Source organism: Streptomyces sp. RFCAC02 (assembly GCF_004193175.1).
GTDB lineage: Bacteria > Actinomycetota > Actinomycetes > Streptomycetales > Streptomycetaceae > Streptomyces.
Genome location: NZ_SAUH01000001.1, coordinates 5,629,086 through 5,645,512 on the forward strand (window position 1 = coordinate 5,629,086; position 16,427 = coordinate 5,645,512).

Here is a 16,427-nt window from a genome sequence, read left to right on the forward strand (position 1 = left end):
GCGGCGCGCATCCCGTCCGTCCCGTCCGTGCCCCGCGCCCGTCACCCGCGGGTCCTTCCGCGCCGCCCGGCGAACACCGCCGCGAGCCCGCCGAGCAGGGCGAGCGCCGCGCCGCCCGCGTGCCGCCACATCGCCGGCAGGTCCCGCGTCGTCACCACCGGGTCCGGCGGCAGCCCGTACACCTCCGGCTCGTCCAGCAGCAGGAAGAACGCGCCGTCGCCGCCCACCCCGTCGTCCGGGTCGGCGCCGTACAGCCGGGCGTCCGGCACACCGTCCTCCCGCAGCCGCTCGACCCGCGCCGCCGCCCGCTCCCGCAGCTCGTCCAGCGGCCCGAACTGGATCGAGTCGGTCGGACACGCCTTCGCGCAGGCCGGCTCCATGCCCGCGCCGAGACGGTCGTAGCACAGCGTGCACTTCCACGCGCGGCCGTCGCCCGGCCGCTGCTCGATGACGCCGTACGGGCACGCGGGCACGCAGTACCCGCAGCCGTTGCAGATGTCCTCCTGCACCACGACCGTGCCGAACTCCGTGCGGAACAGCGAGCCCGTCGGGCACACGTCGAGGCACGCCGCGTGCGTGCAGTGCTTGCACACGTCCGACGCCATCAGCCAGCGCAGCTCCGTACGGCCGTCCGGCGAGGGCGGTCCGGGCGTGGTCGGCGTGACGGCCGCCTCGGCCACCGGCGTTCCCGAGCCGCGCGCCGCCAGCGCCAGGACGTCGATGTGCGAGTGGTCCACCTCGGCGCGCTGCCCGCCCAGCGGCTTGGTCTGCTCGACGAACGCGACGTGCCGCCACGTCGAGGCGCCGAGGCCGCCGGTGTTGTCGTAGCTCATGCCGGTCAGGGCGATGCCGTCCTCGGGGACGGCGTTCCACTCCTTGCACGCCACCTCGCACGCCTTGCAGCCGATGCACACGGAGGTGTCGGTGAAGAACCCGACGCGCGGCGGCGGACTCCCGTGGCCGGCGTCGGCCGCCACGTCGGGTTCGGGGCCGGCGATGCGGTTCCCGGGCCGGTGCTCCTGGATCGTCATCGGTCAGACCTCCGTGCCCGTGCGTTCGTCGATGCCGGCCCGCCGCCGGTAGTTCGCCACCAGGTCGTTCAGCATCGGGCCGCGCGGCCGCCGGCCCGGGACGATGTCGGCCGACAGCGCCTTGACCTCCTGGATGTGCACGTTCGGGTCGAGCGCGATGGCGGACAGCTCGTTCGCCGCGTCGCCGCGCGTGCAGCCGTTGCCGCCCCAGTGGTACGGCAGCCCGATCTGGTGCACCGTGTGCCCGTCCGCGCGCAGCGGCGCCATCCGGGTCGTGACGAGGACCCGCGCCTCGATCGCGCCGCGCGCCGTGACGAGGGTCGCCCAGCCAGCGTGTTCGAGACCGCGCTCCGCCGCCAGCTCCGGCGACACCTCGCAGAACATCTCCGGCTGCAGTTCCGCCAGGTACGGCAGCCACCGCGTCATCCCGCCCGCCGTGAAGTGCTCGGTGAGCCGGTACGTGGTGACGACGTACGGGAACACCTCGTGCCCGCGCTCCCCGCCCGAGGGGTGGTACGCGTTGCCCTCGCGCGGGTAGAGCTGCCGCACCGGCGACCTGGGCCGGTCCGGGTGCAGCGCGTTCGCGAACGGCGAGTCCTGCGGCTCGTAGTGCGTCGGCAGCGGGCCGTCCGCCAGCCCGGCCGGCGCGTACAGCCAGCCCTTGCCGTCGCCCTGCATGATGAACGGGTCGTCGCCGCGCAGCGCCGCCGCGCCCCGCGCGTCGTCCGGCGGCACATGGCCGGGTGCGAGATCGGCAGGGAAGTCCGCGACGTCGTGTCCGGTCCACCGCCCGCGGCCGGCGTCCCACCACACGTACGCCTTCCGCTCGCTCCACGGGGTCCCGTCCGGCGCCGCCGAGGCCCGGTTGTAGAGGATGCGGCGGTTCGCCGGCCAGGCCCACGCCCACTGCGACGCCACCCAGTCCTGCTCCGTGTGCGGCACGCGGCGGGCCGCCTGGTTCACGCCGTCCGCGCGGACCCCGCAGTAGATCCAGCAGCCGCAGGACGTGGAACCGTCGTCCCTGAGCTGCGTGTACGCCGACAGCGGTGAGCCGTCGGCGGCGCGGCCGTTGATCTCCGCGAGCACCGCCTCGGCGTCCGGCTCGTCGTGCGGGCCCTCCACCGGGTAGTCCCACGCCAGGTCGAGGAACAGGCGGTCCGCGGGGTCGTCCGAGCCGTCGAGCCGCTCCCTGATCCGCCGCTGCAGGTGGTGCGCGAACCACAGTTCGCTGCGTGCGTCGCCCTCGGGCTCGACGGCCTTGTGGTGCCACTGGAGCCAGCGGTTCGTGTTGGTGAACGAGCCGGACTTCTCGGTGTGCGAGGCCGCTGGGAAGAAGAACACCTCCGTCGCGATGTCCTCGGTGCGCAGTTCACCGGTGCGGATCTCCGGCCCGTCCCGCCACCAGGTCGCCGACTCGATCAGCGAGAAGTCCCGCACCACCAGCCAGTCCAGACTGGCCATCCCGAGGCGCTGCAGGCGGGCGTTCGCCGAACCGACCGCCGGGTTCTCGCCGAGCAGGAAGTAGCCCTTGCAGGTGCCGTCGATCTGCCCGAGCACCGTGTCGTACGTGCTGTGCGAGCCGGTGACGCGCGGCAGGTGGTCGAAGCAGAAGTCGTTCTCCGCCGTCGCCGCGTCCCCGTAGTACGCCTTCAGCAGGCTCACGGTGTAGGCGCGCATCTCGCCCCAGAAGCCCTTGCGCGTGCCGGCGGCCCGGATGAACGTGTCGAGGTCGGGGTGCCCGGGCGCGTGCGGCATCGGGATGTAGCCGGGCAGCAGGTTGTACAGCGTCGGGATGTCGCTGGACCCCTGGATGCTGGCGTGCCCGCGCAGCGCCTGGATGCCGCCGCCGGGCCGGCCGATGTTCCCCAGCAGCAGTTGCAGGACGCTCGCGGCGCGGATGTACTGCGCGCCCACCGTGTGCTGCGTCCAGCCCACGGCGTAACAGAACGCGCTGGTGCGCTCGGGACCCGAGTTCCGTGTCAGCGCGTCGCAGACCCGCGCGAACGTGTCCGCCGGGATGCCGCAGACCTTCTCCACCATCTCCGGCGTGTAGCGCGCGTAGTGCCGCTTCAGCACCTGGAACACGCACCGCGGGTGCTCCAGCGTCTCGTCACGCTCCGGCCGGGGCGGGACGCTCTGGCCGCCCGAACCGTGCGACTCCGAGCCGCCGGCCCGGTGCTCCACCTCGACCCGGTCCGCCGCCGACGGCTGCGCCTCTTGCGAACCGGCGGGCGAGCGCAGGTCCGCGCCCTCGTACGCCCAGCTCGCGGGGTCGTAGTGCCGCCGCTCCTCGTCGAGACCCGAGAACACGCCGTCCAGGTCCTCGGTGTCACGGAAGTCCTCGCTCACCAGCGTCGCCGCGTTCGTGTAGGCGACGACGTACTCGCGGAACTCCTTGCCCTCCGTCAGCACATGGTTGATCAGCCCGCCGAGGAACGCGATGTCGCTGCCCGCCCGGATCGGCACGTGCAGGTCGGCCAGCGCGCTGGTGCGGGTGAACCGCGGGTCGACATGGATGACCGTCGCGCCCCGCGCCTTCGCCTCCATCACCCACTGGAAGCCCACCGGGTGCGCCTCCGCGTAGTTCGAGCCCTGGATCACGATGCAGTCGGAGTTCTGCAGGTCCTGCATGAACGTCGTCGCCCCGCCCCGGCCGAACGACGTGCCGAGCCCGGCCACCGTCGAGCTGTGGCACACCCGCGCCTGGTTCTCGACCTGGAGGATGCCGAGGCCCGTGAACAGCTTCTTCAGCAGGTAGTTCTCCTCGTTGTCGAGGACCGCGCCGCCCAGGCTCGCGATGCCGAGCGTCCGCGCCACCCGCGCGCCGTCGTGCTCCCACTGCCAGGTCGCCCGCCGCGTCGCCACGACCCGGTCGGCCACCATGTTCATGGCCGTCTCCAGGTCAAGCGGCTCCCACTCGGTGCCGTGCGGGCGGCGGTACAGCACCTGGTGCCGGCGCGCCCCGCCGGTGACGAGCTGGAGCGTCGCCGACCCCTTGGGGCACAGCCGCCCCCGGCTCACCGGCGACGCCGGATCGCCCTCCACCTGCACGATCCGCTCGTCCTTCACGTACACCTGCTGGCCGCAGCCCACCGCGCAGAACGGGCACACCGAGGCGACGACCCGGTCCGCCGTCTCCGTGCGCGCCCGCAGGCCGGCCGTACGGTGCGACATGACGGCGGACCCGCGGCCCAGCGGGTCGGAGCCGGTGAGCTGCCGGTACACGGGCCAGTCCCGCATCCAGGTCCGCACGCCCATGCTGTGTCCCGTCTCTCGCCGTTGGTTGCCCGACCGCCGGTTCCCCGCCACGGCCGCCCGTACCGCCGCGGAGCGCGCGATCACCCGAACGCGCCGCCGCGCGACGGCCGTGTCACCCGACCGCACCAGCCGCTCCGCCACGCCGCGAACCACCGCCGCCACACGGCGTCACCGCCCCGGGCCACCCCTCCGGCGCACTGTGCGACGGGCGTAGATTTGTCCCCCATGGAACACCGTCACCTCGGCCGCAGCGGCCTGCTCATCAGCGAGATCGCCTACGGAAACTGGCTCACCCACGGGTCGCAGGTGGAGGAGGAGGCCGCCCTCGCGTGCGTGCGCGCCGCGCTCGACGAGGGCATCACGACCTTCGACACCGCAGACGTCTACGCCCAGACCCGCGCCGAGTCCGTCCTCGGCCGCGCGCTCAAGGGTGAGCGCCGCGAGGGCCTTGAGATCTTCACCAAGGTCTTCTGGCCCACCGGCCCCGGCCGCAACGACCGCGGCCTGTCCCGCAAGCACATCATGGAGTCCATCGACGCGTCCCTGCGCCGCCTCCAGACCGACTACGTGGACCTCTACCAGGCCCACCGCTTCGACCGGTTCACCCCGCTCGAGGAGACGATGTCCGCGTTCGCCGACATCGTCCACGCCGGCAAGGCCCACTACATCGGCGTCTCCGAGTGGAGCGCCGAGAACATCAGGGCCGCCCACGCCCTCGCCCGCGAGATGCACGTACCGCTGGTCTCCAGCCAGCCGCAGTACTCCATGCTCTGGCGCGTCATCGAGCAGGACGTCGTGCCGACGAGCGAGGAGCTGGGCATCGGGCAGATCGTCTGGTCGCCCATCGCGCAGGGCGTGCTCACCGGCAAGTACCTGCCGGGCGAGCAGCCGCCCGCCGGGTCCCGCGCCACCGACGAGAAGGGCGGCGCCCGCACCATGGGCGACTTCCTCCGCGACGAGGTGCTGGAGGCCGTCCAGCGGCTGCGCCCCCTCGCCGACGAGGTCGGCCTCAGCCTCGCGCAGCTCGCCGTCGCCTGGGTCCTGCAGAACCCGAACGTCTCGGCCGCCATCGTCGGCGCCTCCCGGCCCGAGCAGGTCACCGAGAACGTGAAGGCCGCCGGCGTGAAGCTGGAGGCCGACCTGATGGCCCGCATCGACGAGGTGATCCTCCCGGTCGCGGTCACCGACCCGTACCGCGTGCACCAGAGCACGCCGCGCAAGCGTCCCTGAACCGGGACGCCCCCCACGAGGGCGGCGGCCGGCGCGGAACTCCGCGTCGGCCGCCGCCCTTTGGCGTATGCGCGACGGAGTGCCGCACCCGGGCCGCGCCCCGTCCGAAATGCCGGTTGCCCAGGCCACCGGCGGGTATCTTGTCCCAGTCTGTACCGGCCCGCCGTGGACCCGCACGCCGGCGCACCGGCGCACCGACTGCCCCCGCCAGCAGGGGAGTCGACCGTTCCTCCCCGCCGCGCCCGTCTTCCCGAGAGGACCGCAACCGTGACCGACACCACGCCCCCCGCCGTCACCGCGCCCGCCCCGCCCGAGCCCGGCACGGCTTCCGGCGGCGGCTCCGACGCCCAGGTCATCGTCGTCGGCGCGGGGCCGGCCGGCTCGTCCGCCGCCTACCACCTGGCCCGGCACGGCGTGGACGTCCTGCTGCTGGAGAAGTCGGAGTTCCCCCGCGACAAGGTGTGCGGCGACGGCCTGACGCCGCGCGCCGTGCGGCAGCTCATCAGGATGGGCATCGACACCGCCGGCGAGGGCTGGCACCGCAACAAGGGCGTCCGCTTCTTCTCCGACCGCGCGCACCTGGAGATCGACTGGCCGGAGAACACCAGTTACCCCGGCTACGGACTCACCCGCACCCGCCACGACTTCGACGACATCCTGGCCCGCCAGGCCGTCCGTGCCGGCGCCCGGCTGTGGACCGGGGCGCGCGTCACCGACCCGGTGGTGGACCGGACCGGGCGCGTGTCCGGCGTCCACGTGCTCATCGGCCCGGACAAGCGGCAGGTCACCTGCACCGCGCCGGTCGTGATCGCGGCCGACGGCGTCTCCGCCCGTCTCGCGCTCGCCCTCGGTGTCGAACGCGACCCGGCCCGCCCCATGGCCACGGCCGTCCGCCGCTACTACCGCAGCCCCGCCAAACAGGCCGACCCGTACCTCGACATCTTCTCCGACCTGCGCACCCGCCCCGGCGCGCCCGCGCTGCCCGGCTACGGCTGGGTCTTCCCCATGGGCGACGGCCGGGTCAACGTCGGCCTCGGCCTGATCACCACCCCGAGCACCGAAGGCGGCGACCTGCGCCGCCTCCTCGGCACCTGGCTCACCGGCACCCCCGCCGCCTGGGGCCTGCGCGACGAGGCGAACGCGGAGGGACCGATCCGTGGCGCCGCCCTCCCGATGGGCCACAACCGCAGGCCCCACTACACGCGCGGCCTCCTCCTCACCGGCGACTCGGGCGGCATGGTGAGCCCGTGGAACGGCGAGGGCATCCCGTACGCGATGGAGTCGGGGGAACTGGCCGCCGAGATCGTCAGCGACGCCTTCGCCCGCCGCGACCCGGCCTGGCGCGAACGCGTACTGCGTCAGTACCCGCGCGAGATCCAGCGCAGGGACGGCCGGTACTACCGGCTCGGCACGGCGTGGGCGGCGATGCTGACCCGCCCGGCCGCCGCGTCGTTCGTCAGCCGCCAGGTCATGCGCTCGCCCGCCGCGATGCGGACGCTGCTCCGGCTCCTCACCAACCTGACGGACGAGCGGGGCGGCGACATGGTGGACCGCCTGCTCGCGACGGCGATCCGCGTCGTCCCGGTGCGCCGCCCCCGCGGCCCGGTGCCCCCGGCGCCCCCGAAGGCCCGTTCTCCGCACTAGGGTCTGTCCGGCGGGTCTTGGCGCGGCTCGCGGCGTCGGATGCGGTGCATCGCAAGGCGCCGGATCGCAGCTCATACCCGTTCGTATTCGCGCGATACGGCAACGCAGCGAGGTGCCGTGGCCAGCGTCGCGAGACAGGCAGGATCCGCCGGGCAGACCCTAGCCTTGACCGGCATGAACCGGAGACGTGCCAAGAAGCTGTCGCACCGCCTGGTCGGCGCCGCGATGACCGGGGACACGGCGCTCGTCCGCCGCCTCCTGCGCGCCGGCGCCGACCCGGGGGCGGCCGATCCCGCAGGCACGACGCCCCTGTACGCGGCGTCGGTCCACGGGGCCGCCGACATCGCCGGCCTCCTCCTGCGCGCCGGCGCCGACCCGGACACCGAGAGCGGCCACGGCGACGAGGGCACGCCGCTGTGCGCGGCGGCGTCCTGGGGCCACACGGAGACCGTGCGCGTACTCCTCGCGGCCGGGGCCGACCCCGACCTCCGCGAGGACCACGGCACGGGCCTGTCCCCCTCGACTGGGCGGAGAAGGGCACCCACACGGAAACACTCGCAGCCCTGCACTCCGCCGGCGCCCGCCCGACGGACGAACCCGGGACCTCGCACACCTGACGACGCGACCATCGGCCGGGGCACAGCGCCGACCCGCTTCGGAAAGGCGCGACGTGCCCGTCCCGGTGCATGCGGAAGTGTGCCCCGCCACGGGTGGCGTCCGTGGCGGGGCGGTGCCGTCCGCCGGTCAGTACCAGCGCTGGAGTTCGTAGTAGCTGACCAGGCTGCCCCCGTAGCACCGGACGATCCACCCCTTGTCCCTTTCGAGACGGATGGCGGCGGCCTCGCACTCCCAGCCCCAGAAGTACTCATCGATGGTGTGCCAGCTCGCGGCTGCTCGATAGTCGCCGGTCCACGAGTCGGTCGCGGGAGCGGCGCCTGCGGCGGCCTGCGCCGGAGCGGCGGCCAGGCCGGTGCCGATGACGATCGCGGCGGTTGCGCCGACGAGTGCGTGTCGGATGCGCATGTGCACGTCCTTTCCCCTGGTGGGCTGTGCCCGGTCCGAAGTCGGGTCAACAGTGGCTTCCGGAGCTGAACCGCGGAAGGGGAACCGGCTGTCCGGGACAGTCCCGGACAGCGTTACGGCCGTGGCCTGCGGTGTCCGGCCGGGGGCGGAGGCACCGCGCTCCGCCGGCCGCGACCGCCACGCCCGGGGAACGGGTCAGGACGAGTGGGCCAGGCGGGACAGGGAGAGGGTGCGGTGTGCCGCGGACACCACCGCCGCGTCCACGAAGCGGCCGTCCGGCAGTGCCAGCGCGCCCGCGTCCGTCTCCCTCGCCGCACGGACGATCTCCGCCGCCTCGGCCACTTCGGCGTCGGTCGGCAGGTACGCGTCCCTGATGACCGGCAGTTGGCGCGGGTGGATCGCCGCCCGGCCGAGGAACCCGAGCGCCCGGCCCTCCGCGCACGACCGGGCGAGACCCGCCGTGTCCCGCACGTCGGGGAAGACCGACTGCGGCGGCGGCGCCAGGCCCGCCGCCCGCGCCGCCACCACCGCCCGGCCGCGCGACCAGGCGAGACCCGCCGCGTCGCGCACCCCGAGGTCGGCCCGCAGGTCCGCCTCGCCCAGCGCGATGCCCGCGACCGCCGGGTGCGCCGTCGCCACGGCGTACGCCCGCTCCACGCCGAGCGCGCTCTCCAGCAGCGCGTACAGCGGCGGCACGGCACCGCCCGCGTCCGCCGCCCACGCCGCCACCCGGCCGACCAGGGACGGGCACTCGACCTTCGGCAGCCGCAGCCCGGAAAGGCCCGGCAGCGGCGCCAGCCGCCGCACCTCCGCCTCGGCGAGCGGGCCGTCCAGGGCGTTCACCCGCACGTGGACCGGCACGGCGGGCCGCTCCGCCAGGAGGTCGGCCGCGGCGTCCAGCGCGTACGCCTTGCGGCCGGCGGTGACCGCGTCCTCCAGGTCCACGACCACCACGTCGGCGCCCGACCGCAGCGCCTTCGCGACGACCTCGGGACGGTCCCCGGGGACGTACAGCCACGTCAGGCGCACCTCCTGCGCCGGCGCGCCCGTCACAGCGCCCCCTGGTCCCGCAGCGCGCCGATCTCCTCGCCGCTCAGCCCGAGACCGGTGAGCACCTCGTCGGTGTCGGCGCCGTGCGGCCGGCCCGCCCAGCGCACCGCGCCCGGCGTGCCGGAGAGGCGGAAGAGGACGTTCTGCATGGTGAGGGTCCCCAGCTCCTCGTCCTCCACCCGCGTGAACGAGCCGAGCGCGCGGTACTGCTCGTCGGCCATCGCGTCGCGGATGTCGTACACCGGCGCGATGGCCGCCTCCGCCTTCTCGAACGCCGACAGCACCTCGGCCCGCGTCCGCTCCCCGATCCAGGCGGCGACGGCGGCGTCCAGCTCGTCCGCGTGCCGGGCGCGGCCCGCGCCGGTCGCGAACCACTCCTGCGTGACGACGTCGGGGCGGCCCACCAGGCGCATCACGCGCTCCGCCACGGACTGCGCCGACGTGGAGACCGCGACCCACGTGCCGTCGGCCGTGCGGTAGGTGTTGCGGGGCGCGTTGTTGGCGGACCGGTTGCCGGTGCGCTGCTGGAGGTAGCCGAGCTGGTCGTACCACAGGGCCTGCGGGCCGAGGACCGTCAGCATCGGCTCGATGATGGCGAGGTCCACGACCTGGCCCGCGCCGGTGCGGTCCCGCCCGGCGAGGGCCGTGAGCACGGCGTACGCGGTGGACAGCGCGGCGATGGAGTCGGCCAGGCCGAACGGCGGCAGGGTCGGCGGCCCGTCCGGCTCGCCGGTGACCGCGGCGAACCCGCTCATCGCCTCGGCGAGGGTGCCGAACCCCGGCCGCCGCGCCGACGGGCCGAACTGCCCGAAGCCGGTCACCCTGGCCAGCACCAGGCGCGGGTTGACCGCCGACAGCTCGTCCCAGCCGAGCCGCCACCGCTCCAGCGTGCCGGGGCGGAAGTTCTCGACGACGACGTCCGACTCCGCGACGAGCCGCAGCAGGACGTCCCGCCCGCCGTCCGTCGACAGGTCGAGGGTGATGGTGCGCTTGTTGCGGCCGAGCAGCTTCCACCACAGGCCGACGCCGTCCTTGCTCGGCCCGTGGCCGCGCGACGGGTCGGGGCGGCGCGGATGCTCCACCTTGATCACCTCGGCGCCGAAGTCGCCGAGCAGGGTCGCGGCCAGCGGCCCCGCGAACAGCGTCGCGAGGTCGAGGACGCGCAGACCGTCCAGGGCTCCCGGGTGCGTCATCGCGGTACCTCCCCGGTCTGCCGCGCGTCCTGTTCCCGGTGCGCGCGGAACCGTTCGTCGATCTCGGCGCGCCCCGGCATGGAGCACGAGGCGCCGGGCCGCGCCACCGACAGCGCGGCGGAGGCGGCGGCCCAGGCCATGGCCTCCGGCATCGGCCGCCCCTCGCAGCGCGCCACCGCCAGCGCGCCGGTGAACGTGTCGCCGGCCGCCGTCGAGTCCACCGCGTGCGCCGGTACGGCCGGTACGGCGACGGGCTCGGCGCCGCGCGCCGCCCACAGGCTGCCGTGCGCGCCGAGCGTCACGACGACCTCGGGGACCCGTTCCAGCAGCGCGACGGCGGCGGCGTGCGGGTCGGCGCGGCCGGTCAGCGTCTCGGCCTCGTGCTCGTTCGGCACCACCAGGTCGACGGCGGCGAGGAGTTCGTCGGGCAGCGGCCGGGCGGGCGCGGGCGTGAGCACGGTCAGCACACCGTGCGCGCGGGCGGCGCGCGCGGCGGCGAGCACGCCGTCCAGGGGCAGTTCGAGCTGGAGCAGCAGCGCGTCGGCCGCGGCCAGCACCGGTTCGTCGCCCGGTGCCAGGCCGGTGACCGAGGCGTTGGCGCCCGGGACGACGACGATCGCGTTGCCGCCGTCGTCGTCCACGACGATGTGCGCCGTCCCGCTCGGCCCCGGCACCGTCCGCAGCGGCCCGGTCGCCACACCGGCGCCGGCCAGCGCCTCGCGCAGCCGCGCGCCGAACGCGTCGTCGCCGACGGCACCGATCATCGTGACCCGGCCGCCGGCGCGGGCCGCCGCGACCGCCTGGTTCACGCCCTTGCCGCCGGGCACCGTACGGAACTCCCGGCCCGCCACGGTCTCCCCGCGCCGGGGGGCGGTGGGGACGTAGGCGACCAGGTCCATGTTGGCCGACCCGAAGACGACCACGGACGGCGCGGACGACGGCGGTGGTGGCGGCCCGCCGGTCGTGGGGGGTGTCATGCGGATGCCTCCTGGGTGAGGGCGGCCAGCTCGTCGAAGCCGATGCCGTCGAAGCCCGCGACGGTCGTCGCGAGCCGGTTCTTCAGGGGCGCCGTCCAGTGGGCGCCCAGCGCCTCGGGGGAGCCGGCCAGCAGTCCCGCGACCGAGCCGGCCGTCGCGCCGTTCGAGTCCGTGTCCCAGCCGCCGGCGACCGCCCGGCACACCGAGCCGGAGAAGTCGCCGTCCGCGTGGGTGAGGGCGGCGGTGAGCAGCGCGGCGTTCGGCAGGACGTGCACCCAGTGGTGGTCGCCGTACCGCGCGTGCAGCCGGTCCACGACGGGGTCGAAACCGCCGCCGCGCCCCTCCCGCGCGACCCGCACGCCGAACCGCACCGCCGCCGCGAGCCGCGAGGCGGGCGGCACGACCGACAGGCCGGTCCGCAGGCACGCGTGCACGTCGCCGTCGCCGGCCGCCGCGCGGGCGACCATGGCGGCGGCGAACATCGCGCCGTACACGCCGTTCGCCGTGTGGGTGAGCCGCGCGTCCCGGTGCGCGAGCGCGGCGGCCGTGGCCGGGTCGCCGGGATTCGTCCAGCCGTAGACGTCCGCCCTGATGACCGCGCCGATCCACTCACGGAACGGGTTGCGGTGGCAGGCCGTCAGCGGCGGTTCGAGGCCGGACAGCAGGTTGCGGTAGGCGACGCGCTCGGCGGTGAACGTCCGCCCCGCGGGCAGCACGTCGAGCCACAGCCGCGCCACGTCCGCCGTGGTGAAGTCGCGCCCGTGCCGGCGCAGCACGAGCAGGCCGAGGAGCGGGTAGTTCAGGTCGTCGTCCTCCGGGGCGCCGTCGATCGTCTCGGCGAGGGACGTGGCGCGCGACCTGCGGTTCCACGGGTGTGCCGCCGCCACGTCGGCGGGCAGGCCCCGCGCGGTGAACCAGGTGCGCGGCGGCCAGTTGCCCGTGGCGCGGCCGATCGCGCGGATGCCCTCGAGCGGCAGCTTCTCCACCGGCTTGCCGAGGACGCAGCCCACCGCGCGGCCGAGCCAGCCCGCGTGCAGCCTGGCCCGTGACGCGGGGGCGGCGGCGCCCGGCCGGGGCGCCGGCCACTCCGGGCAGGCCGCCCGGATCGCGTCCAGGCCGCTCGGCTCCCGGTCGGCCAGCGCCGAGGGGAACGCGGCCAGTTCGTCCAGCAGCGCCTCGGCGAGCGCCCGCAGCGCCGGATCGGCGGGGCCCGGCGACGCCCCGGCACGCTCCGGCGCGGCACGGCCGCCCGCCGCGCGCCAGCGCCGCTCCACCGCCGTGGTGTCCCGCCCGTCCTGCGCGGCCTGCCGCAGCTCGTGGCCGAGCAGGTCCTCCGGCTGCGCCCAGGTGAGCCGCAGCTCGTCCGGCGCGCTCGCCGTGCCCACCGCGCCCGCGCCCATGTCCATGTCCATGCTCATCAGTCCCCTCACACCCCCGCGATCGCACCGAACAGGGCCTCGTGCGCCCGGCGTCGCCCGACGTCCCGGGCGAACACCTCGCGCGCCACCGCCGCGAGCGCCGCCCCCGGCGCCCGCAGATCGAGGCGGCTGGCCCGTGCCACCTCCGCGCTCCACTCGTCGGGCACCACGGACTCCCCGCCCAGCGCGCCGGCGAGCGCGCCGCCCATCGTGGCGATCGAGTCGCAGTCGCGGCCGTAGTTGACCGCGCCGAGGACGGTCTCCCGGTAGTCGCCGCCGGCGACCAGCAGCATGCCGAGCGCGATGGGCAGCTCCTCGATGGCGTGCAGCCGCGACGGACGCCGCGCGCCGAGGGACGGCTCCCGGTAGACGGGGCCGACCGTGTCGAACGGCTCGACGGCCGCCCGCAGCGGCCCGATCGCCGCCGCCACGTCACCGATGCCAGCCGCCGCCCCGGCCACCGCCTCGATCGCGGCCCGCGTGCCGTCCTTGGCCAGGGCGATGGCCTGCTCCGTCACCGACTCCGGTGTGGCGCCCGGCGCGCACGCGGCCGCCACCGCCGCCGCGAACACGCCCGCCGCCTCCCGCCCGTAGCTCGACTGGTGCGCGCCCGCGACGTCCAGCGCCTCGGCGTACGCGCCGGCGGGGTGGCCGGCGTTCACCAGGCCCACCGGAGCCATGTACATGGCCGCACCGCAGTTGACGATGTTGCCGACGCCCGCCTCGCGCGGATCCGTGTGCCCGTAGTGGATGCGGGCGACGATCCACTTCTCCGCGAGGAAGACGCGCTGCAACGGCAGGGCCTCAGCCCCGAGTTCGGGGATCCAGCGGGGCGTCGTGATCAGGTCGGGCACCAGGTGGTCGGCGACGGCGTACGCGTCGAGGTGGTCGCGGACCTTCTCGTAGACCCGCACCAGGGCGTGCGTCATCAGGGTGTCGTCGGTGACGTGCCCGTCGCCCTTGTGGTACGGGGCGATCGGCCGCGCCGTCCGCCACGCGTCGCGGTGGAACGGCCCCACGATCCCGGTGACCCGGCCACCGTGCCGCCGCACGATGTCCTCGGGACTCCAGCCCTCCACCGCGCCGCCCAGCGCGTCACCCACGGCCGCGCCCACCAGGGCGCCGATGACGCGGGAGTCGAGGGACGGCGGGGGAGTGGTCGGCGTGCTCATGCGGAAGGTCCTTCTCTGCTGTCGCTCGATGGGTGCTCCCCGGCGGGACCGCCGGGGCGGGGGTGCTCACCGGACGGCCGCCCGCCGGGCGGCCACGTGCCGAACGGCGCGCCGGCCAGCCTGCGGGCCAGCGGCACGAGATCGGTCCCGGCGAGCTGCGGCAGCGCGCAGCCCGCGAGGACGCGACAGCTCTCCCGCCAGGTCCCCGGCAGCCCCCCGGCGCCCGACACCGCGCCGGTCAGCGCCCCGGCGAGGGCCGGCGCCGAGTCGGCGACCCGGGAGAGGCACGCCGCGCTCGGCACCGCCTCGGTCACCGCGCCGGCGGCCGCCGTCGCCACCGCGAGGGCCACCGGCACCGTCTCGGCGGCCGCGATGCCGTAGCTGTAGACGTGGTCGACGATCTCGTGCTCCAGCACCGGGACGAGCGCGAACGCGTTCCCCGGCAGGCCGGGCCGCGCCGCGACCGCCGCACGGCCGAGGCCCACGGCGCGCAGCGCGTTGCGCCGGATCTCGGTGCCCTCCGGCAGGCACGCGAGGGCCGCGTCCACGCACGCGTCCAGCGGGTCGCCGCCGAGCGCGGCGGCGACCGCCGCCGCCATGGCGCACGCGCCGTGCACGCCGTCCCCGTCCTGGGTGAAGCGCGCGTCGAACTCGGCCAGCCCGGCCGCCGCCCCCGGATCACCCGGGTGGACGGCGGCCAGCACGGTGGCCCGTACGCAGGCGGCGTCGTCGAAGTAGTGCGGGTTGTCGTGGCCGGTGGCCGGCGGGCGCAGGCCGGCCGCCAGGTTGCCGAGGCCGGCGCGCACGGAGATCCGGGCGCGCAGCGGGACCTGCGCCGACTCGATCTCGTCCGCGCGGTCCGTCGCCGCCGCGATCTCCCCGGCCAGCCCGTGCCACGCGCCCGACAGCGCCGCAGGCACGTCCACGGGCGGCGCGACCCCGGCCCCCGCCCCGGCGCGCGCGGCGGCGTCCACCGCCGACAGGACCGCGAGCGCGGTGAACGCCGCCCACTCCGCGTCGTCGGACGGGCCGAGCCGCAACGGTTCGGGCGGCTGGTTGAGCGCTATCGGCACGGGCAGGGTCGTCGTCGCGTTGTCCTCGGCGAAGGTGTCCAGCTCACGGGTCAGCCGCCGGGTCCACTCGGGGAGCCGCGCCGCGCGGTGCCGGCCCGACGGCCAGCCGGCGGCGTCACCCGCGGCGATGCCGAGCAGCAGGCCCTCGACACGCCGCGCCAGGTCGTCGGCGGGCCGGGCAGGACCCGCGGGCGCGCCCGTCACCGTCCGCGCCGTCACGCGCCCGGCTCCGCTGCCGCGCCCGGCCGGCGGGCGAGCCGCGCGGCCGTCAGCAGGTCGGCGATCTCCAGCACATGGCGCCCCGCCATGGACGGCAGGCAGCTCCCGCGCACCGGTCCGATGCCGCGCGCCCACTCCGGCGGGATCGCGCCCTCGCCGCGCAGCGCGCCGGCGAGCGCCCCCGCGACGGCGGCCGTCGTGTCGGCGTCGCGCCCCATGTTGACGGCCATCCGCACCGCCCCGGCGAACGACCCGGCCGCCGCCGTGAACGCGCCGAACGCGAGACCGACCGCCTCCGGCGCGAGATCCGTCCACGGGTAGCCGCCGATGACGGTCGCGGAGCGGACCGTCCGCTCCATCGCCGGCTCGCTGTCCGCCGCCTCCTCGCGCGCCCGCCGCGCGGCGGCCACCGCGCGGCGCAGCGACCGCGCCGTCCACGAGTCGTCGGGAACGACGGCGAGGGCCGCCGCCACCACGGCGCCGGGCCCGTCGGCCACCATCGCGGCGGCCACGCCGGCCGCCACGGCCTGCCCGCCGTAGATGCCCTCCCCGTCGTGCGACACCGTGCCGTCCACCGCGACCAGCCGCGCGGCCTCCCGCGGGCGCCCCGCGGCGAACACCCCGAACGGCGCGGCCCGCATCGCGAGCCCGTCGCTCCAGGCGTGCCGGTGCTGGGCGGTGATCGGGGCGGCGAGACCGCGCCGCAGGTTCTCCAGCGTGCCGCGCTCGCTGAACCCGGCCCCCCGGAACGGCCCCTCGTCGAGGTCGGCGATCCACTGGTGCCACGCCGACTCGACGTGGGCGACCGTCAGGTCCGAGCCGTGTTCGGCGAGCAGCAGACCCGACAGGATCGCGTACTCGGTGTCGTCGGTGCCGGCCGGGTCGTCCTGCACGAAGCCCTCGATCCGCCCCCACCTGGCGCGGATCTGGGAGGGCTTCATGTTCTCGGCCGGGGCGCCCATCGCGTCGCCCACGGCCAGGCCGAGGAGCGCGCCCCGCGCCCGCGCGGCGCACGCCGGCGCCGGTGCGGGCGCCCCGCGCGCCGCGGAGGGGAGCCGCGACGCGGGGGGCCGTGGGGGTGGGGGCTGTTCGGGCGAGGCCAGGACGCGCTGCGGGCCGGCGCTCATCATGGGTCGTTC

The 16,427-nt window shown here is 75.9% G+C and carries 12 protein-coding genes and 1 pseudogene; 3 read left to right on the forward strand and 10 right to left on the reverse strand.

The genetic code is table 11. The features are described from left to right. Window positions 1-41 precede the first annotated feature (41 nt). Together EMA09_RS25945 and fdh are read right to left on the reverse strand one after the other, a co-directional pair. Window positions 42-1,031 carry a 4Fe-4S dicluster domain-containing protein gene (locus EMA09_RS25945; RefSeq protein ID WP_129843386.1) on the reverse strand — a complete coding sequence of 330 codons (990 nt, stop codon included), beginning with the start codon at window positions 1,029-1,031 and terminating at the stop codon, window positions 42-44. 3 nt (window positions 1,032-1,034) lie between these two features. Further along, the gene (gene fdh, locus EMA09_RS25950) at window positions 1,035-4,289 is read right to left on the reverse strand and encodes a formate dehydrogenase (protein WP_129843387.1); all 3,255 of its coding nucleotides are present in this window, start codon (window positions 4,287-4,289) and stop codon (window positions 1,035-1,037) included. A 225-nt stretch (window positions 4,290-4,514) separates the two neighbouring features. Here fdh and EMA09_RS25955 point away from each other — a divergent pair, with 225 nt between their 5' ends. The 3 genes and pseudogenes from EMA09_RS25955 to EMA09_RS25965 all read left to right on the forward strand — a co-directional run bounded on the left by EMA09_RS25955 (window position 4,515) and on the right by EMA09_RS25965 (window position 7,780). Continuing rightward, window positions 4,515-5,519 carry an aldo/keto reductase family protein gene (locus EMA09_RS25955; protein ID WP_129843388.1) on the forward strand — a complete coding sequence of 335 codons (1,005 nt, stop codon included), beginning with the start codon at window positions 4,515-4,517 and terminating at the stop codon, window positions 5,517-5,519. A 354-nt stretch (window positions 5,520-5,873) separates the two neighbouring features. Continuing rightward, the gene (locus EMA09_RS25960; protein WP_240796728.1) at window positions 5,874-7,163 is read left to right on the forward strand and encodes a geranylgeranyl reductase family protein; all 1,290 of its coding nucleotides are present in this window, start codon (window positions 5,874-5,876) and stop codon (window positions 7,161-7,163) included. Window positions 7,164-7,337: 174 nt separating this feature from the next. Beyond that, window positions 7,338-7,780 (forward strand): annotated as a pseudogene (locus tag EMA09_RS25965) (ankyrin repeat domain-containing protein). A gap of 127 nt (window positions 7,781-7,907) precedes the next feature. Here the strand turns inward: EMA09_RS25965 and EMA09_RS25970 are convergent. From EMA09_RS25970 to EMA09_RS26005, 8 genes are all read right to left on the reverse strand, one after another. Beyond that, a complete protein-coding gene (locus EMA09_RS25970; RefSeq protein WP_129843390.1) occupies window positions 7,908-8,186 on the reverse strand; it encodes a hypothetical protein in 279 nt (92 codons plus the stop codon). Window positions 8,187-8,381: 195 nt separating this feature from the next. Beyond that, the gene (locus tag EMA09_RS25975; protein ID WP_206306005.1) at window positions 8,382-9,239 is read right to left on the reverse strand and encodes a CoA ester lyase; all 858 of its coding nucleotides are present in this window, start codon (window positions 9,237-9,239) and stop codon (window positions 8,382-8,384) included. Continuing rightward, a complete protein-coding gene (locus tag EMA09_RS25980) occupies window positions 9,236-10,429 on the reverse strand; it encodes a CoA transferase (protein ID WP_129843391.1) in 1,194 nt (397 codons plus the stop codon). Before EMA09_RS25980 ends, EMA09_RS25975 begins: the two co-directional genes overlap by 4 nt. Next, a complete protein-coding gene (locus tag EMA09_RS25985; RefSeq protein ID WP_129843392.1) occupies window positions 10,426-11,406 on the reverse strand; it encodes a ribokinase in 981 nt (326 codons plus the stop codon). Before EMA09_RS25985 ends, EMA09_RS25980 begins: the two co-directional genes overlap by 4 nt. Then, window positions 11,403-12,824, reverse strand: coding sequence for an ADP-ribosylglycohydrolase family protein (locus tag EMA09_RS25990; RefSeq protein WP_240796574.1), 1,422 nt, complete (start codon window positions 12,822-12,824; stop codon window positions 11,403-11,405). The genes EMA09_RS25985 and EMA09_RS25990 overlap by 4 nt, the downstream gene beginning before the upstream one ends. A gap of 8 nt (window positions 12,825-12,832) precedes the next feature. Continuing rightward, the gene (locus tag EMA09_RS25995) at window positions 12,833-13,996 is read right to left on the reverse strand and encodes an ADP-ribosylglycohydrolase family protein (protein WP_129843393.1); all 1,164 of its coding nucleotides are present in this window, start codon (window positions 13,994-13,996) and stop codon (window positions 12,833-12,835) included. Beyond that, window positions 13,993-15,273, reverse strand: coding sequence for an ADP-ribosylglycohydrolase family protein (locus EMA09_RS26000; protein ID WP_240796729.1), 1,281 nt, complete (start codon window positions 15,271-15,273; stop codon window positions 13,993-13,995). Before EMA09_RS26000 ends, EMA09_RS25995 begins: the two co-directional genes overlap by 4 nt. A gap of 11 nt (window positions 15,274-15,284) precedes the next feature. Continuing rightward, the gene (locus EMA09_RS26005) at window positions 15,285-16,418 is read right to left on the reverse strand and encodes an ADP-ribosylglycohydrolase family protein (RefSeq protein ID WP_240796575.1); all 1,134 of its coding nucleotides are present in this window, start codon (window positions 16,416-16,418) and stop codon (window positions 15,285-15,287) included. Between the last annotated feature and the right edge of the window lie 9 nt (window positions 16,419-16,427).

Excerpts from the sequence above, each read along its gene's own strand:
- EMA09_RS25945 (WP_129843386.1), bottom strand. The coding sequence starts at position 1,031 with ATGACGATCCAGGAGCACCGGCCCGGGAACCGCATCGCCGGCCCCGAA.
- fdh (WP_129843387.1), bottom strand. The coding sequence starts at position 4,289 with ATGGGCGTGCGGACCTGGATGCGGGACTGGCCCGTGTACCGGCAGCTC.
- EMA09_RS25955 (WP_129843388.1), top strand. The coding sequence starts at position 4,515 with ATGGAACACCGTCACCTCGGCCGCAGCGGCCTGCTCATCAGCGAGATC.
- EMA09_RS25970 (WP_129843390.1), bottom strand. The coding sequence starts at position 8,186 with ATGCGCATCCGACACGCACTCGTCGGCGCAACCGCCGCGATCGTCATC.
- EMA09_RS25980 (WP_129843391.1), bottom strand. The coding sequence starts at position 10,429 with ATGACGCACCCGGGAGCCCTGGACGGTCTGCGCGTCCTCGACCTCGCG.
- EMA09_RS25985 (WP_129843392.1), bottom strand. The coding sequence starts at position 11,406 with ATGACACCCCCCACGACCGGCGGGCCGCCACCACCGCCGTCGTCCGCG.
- EMA09_RS25990 (WP_240796574.1), bottom strand. The coding sequence starts at position 12,824 with ATGAGCATGGACATGGACATGGGCGCGGGCGCGGTGGGCACGGCGAGC.
- EMA09_RS25995 (WP_129843393.1), bottom strand. The coding sequence starts at position 13,996 with ATGAGCACGCCGACCACTCCCCCGCCGTCCCTCGACTCCCGCGTCATC.
- EMA09_RS26005 (WP_240796575.1), bottom strand. The coding sequence starts at position 16,418 with ATGATGAGCGCCGGCCCGCAGCGCGTCCTGGCCTCGCCCGAACAGCCC.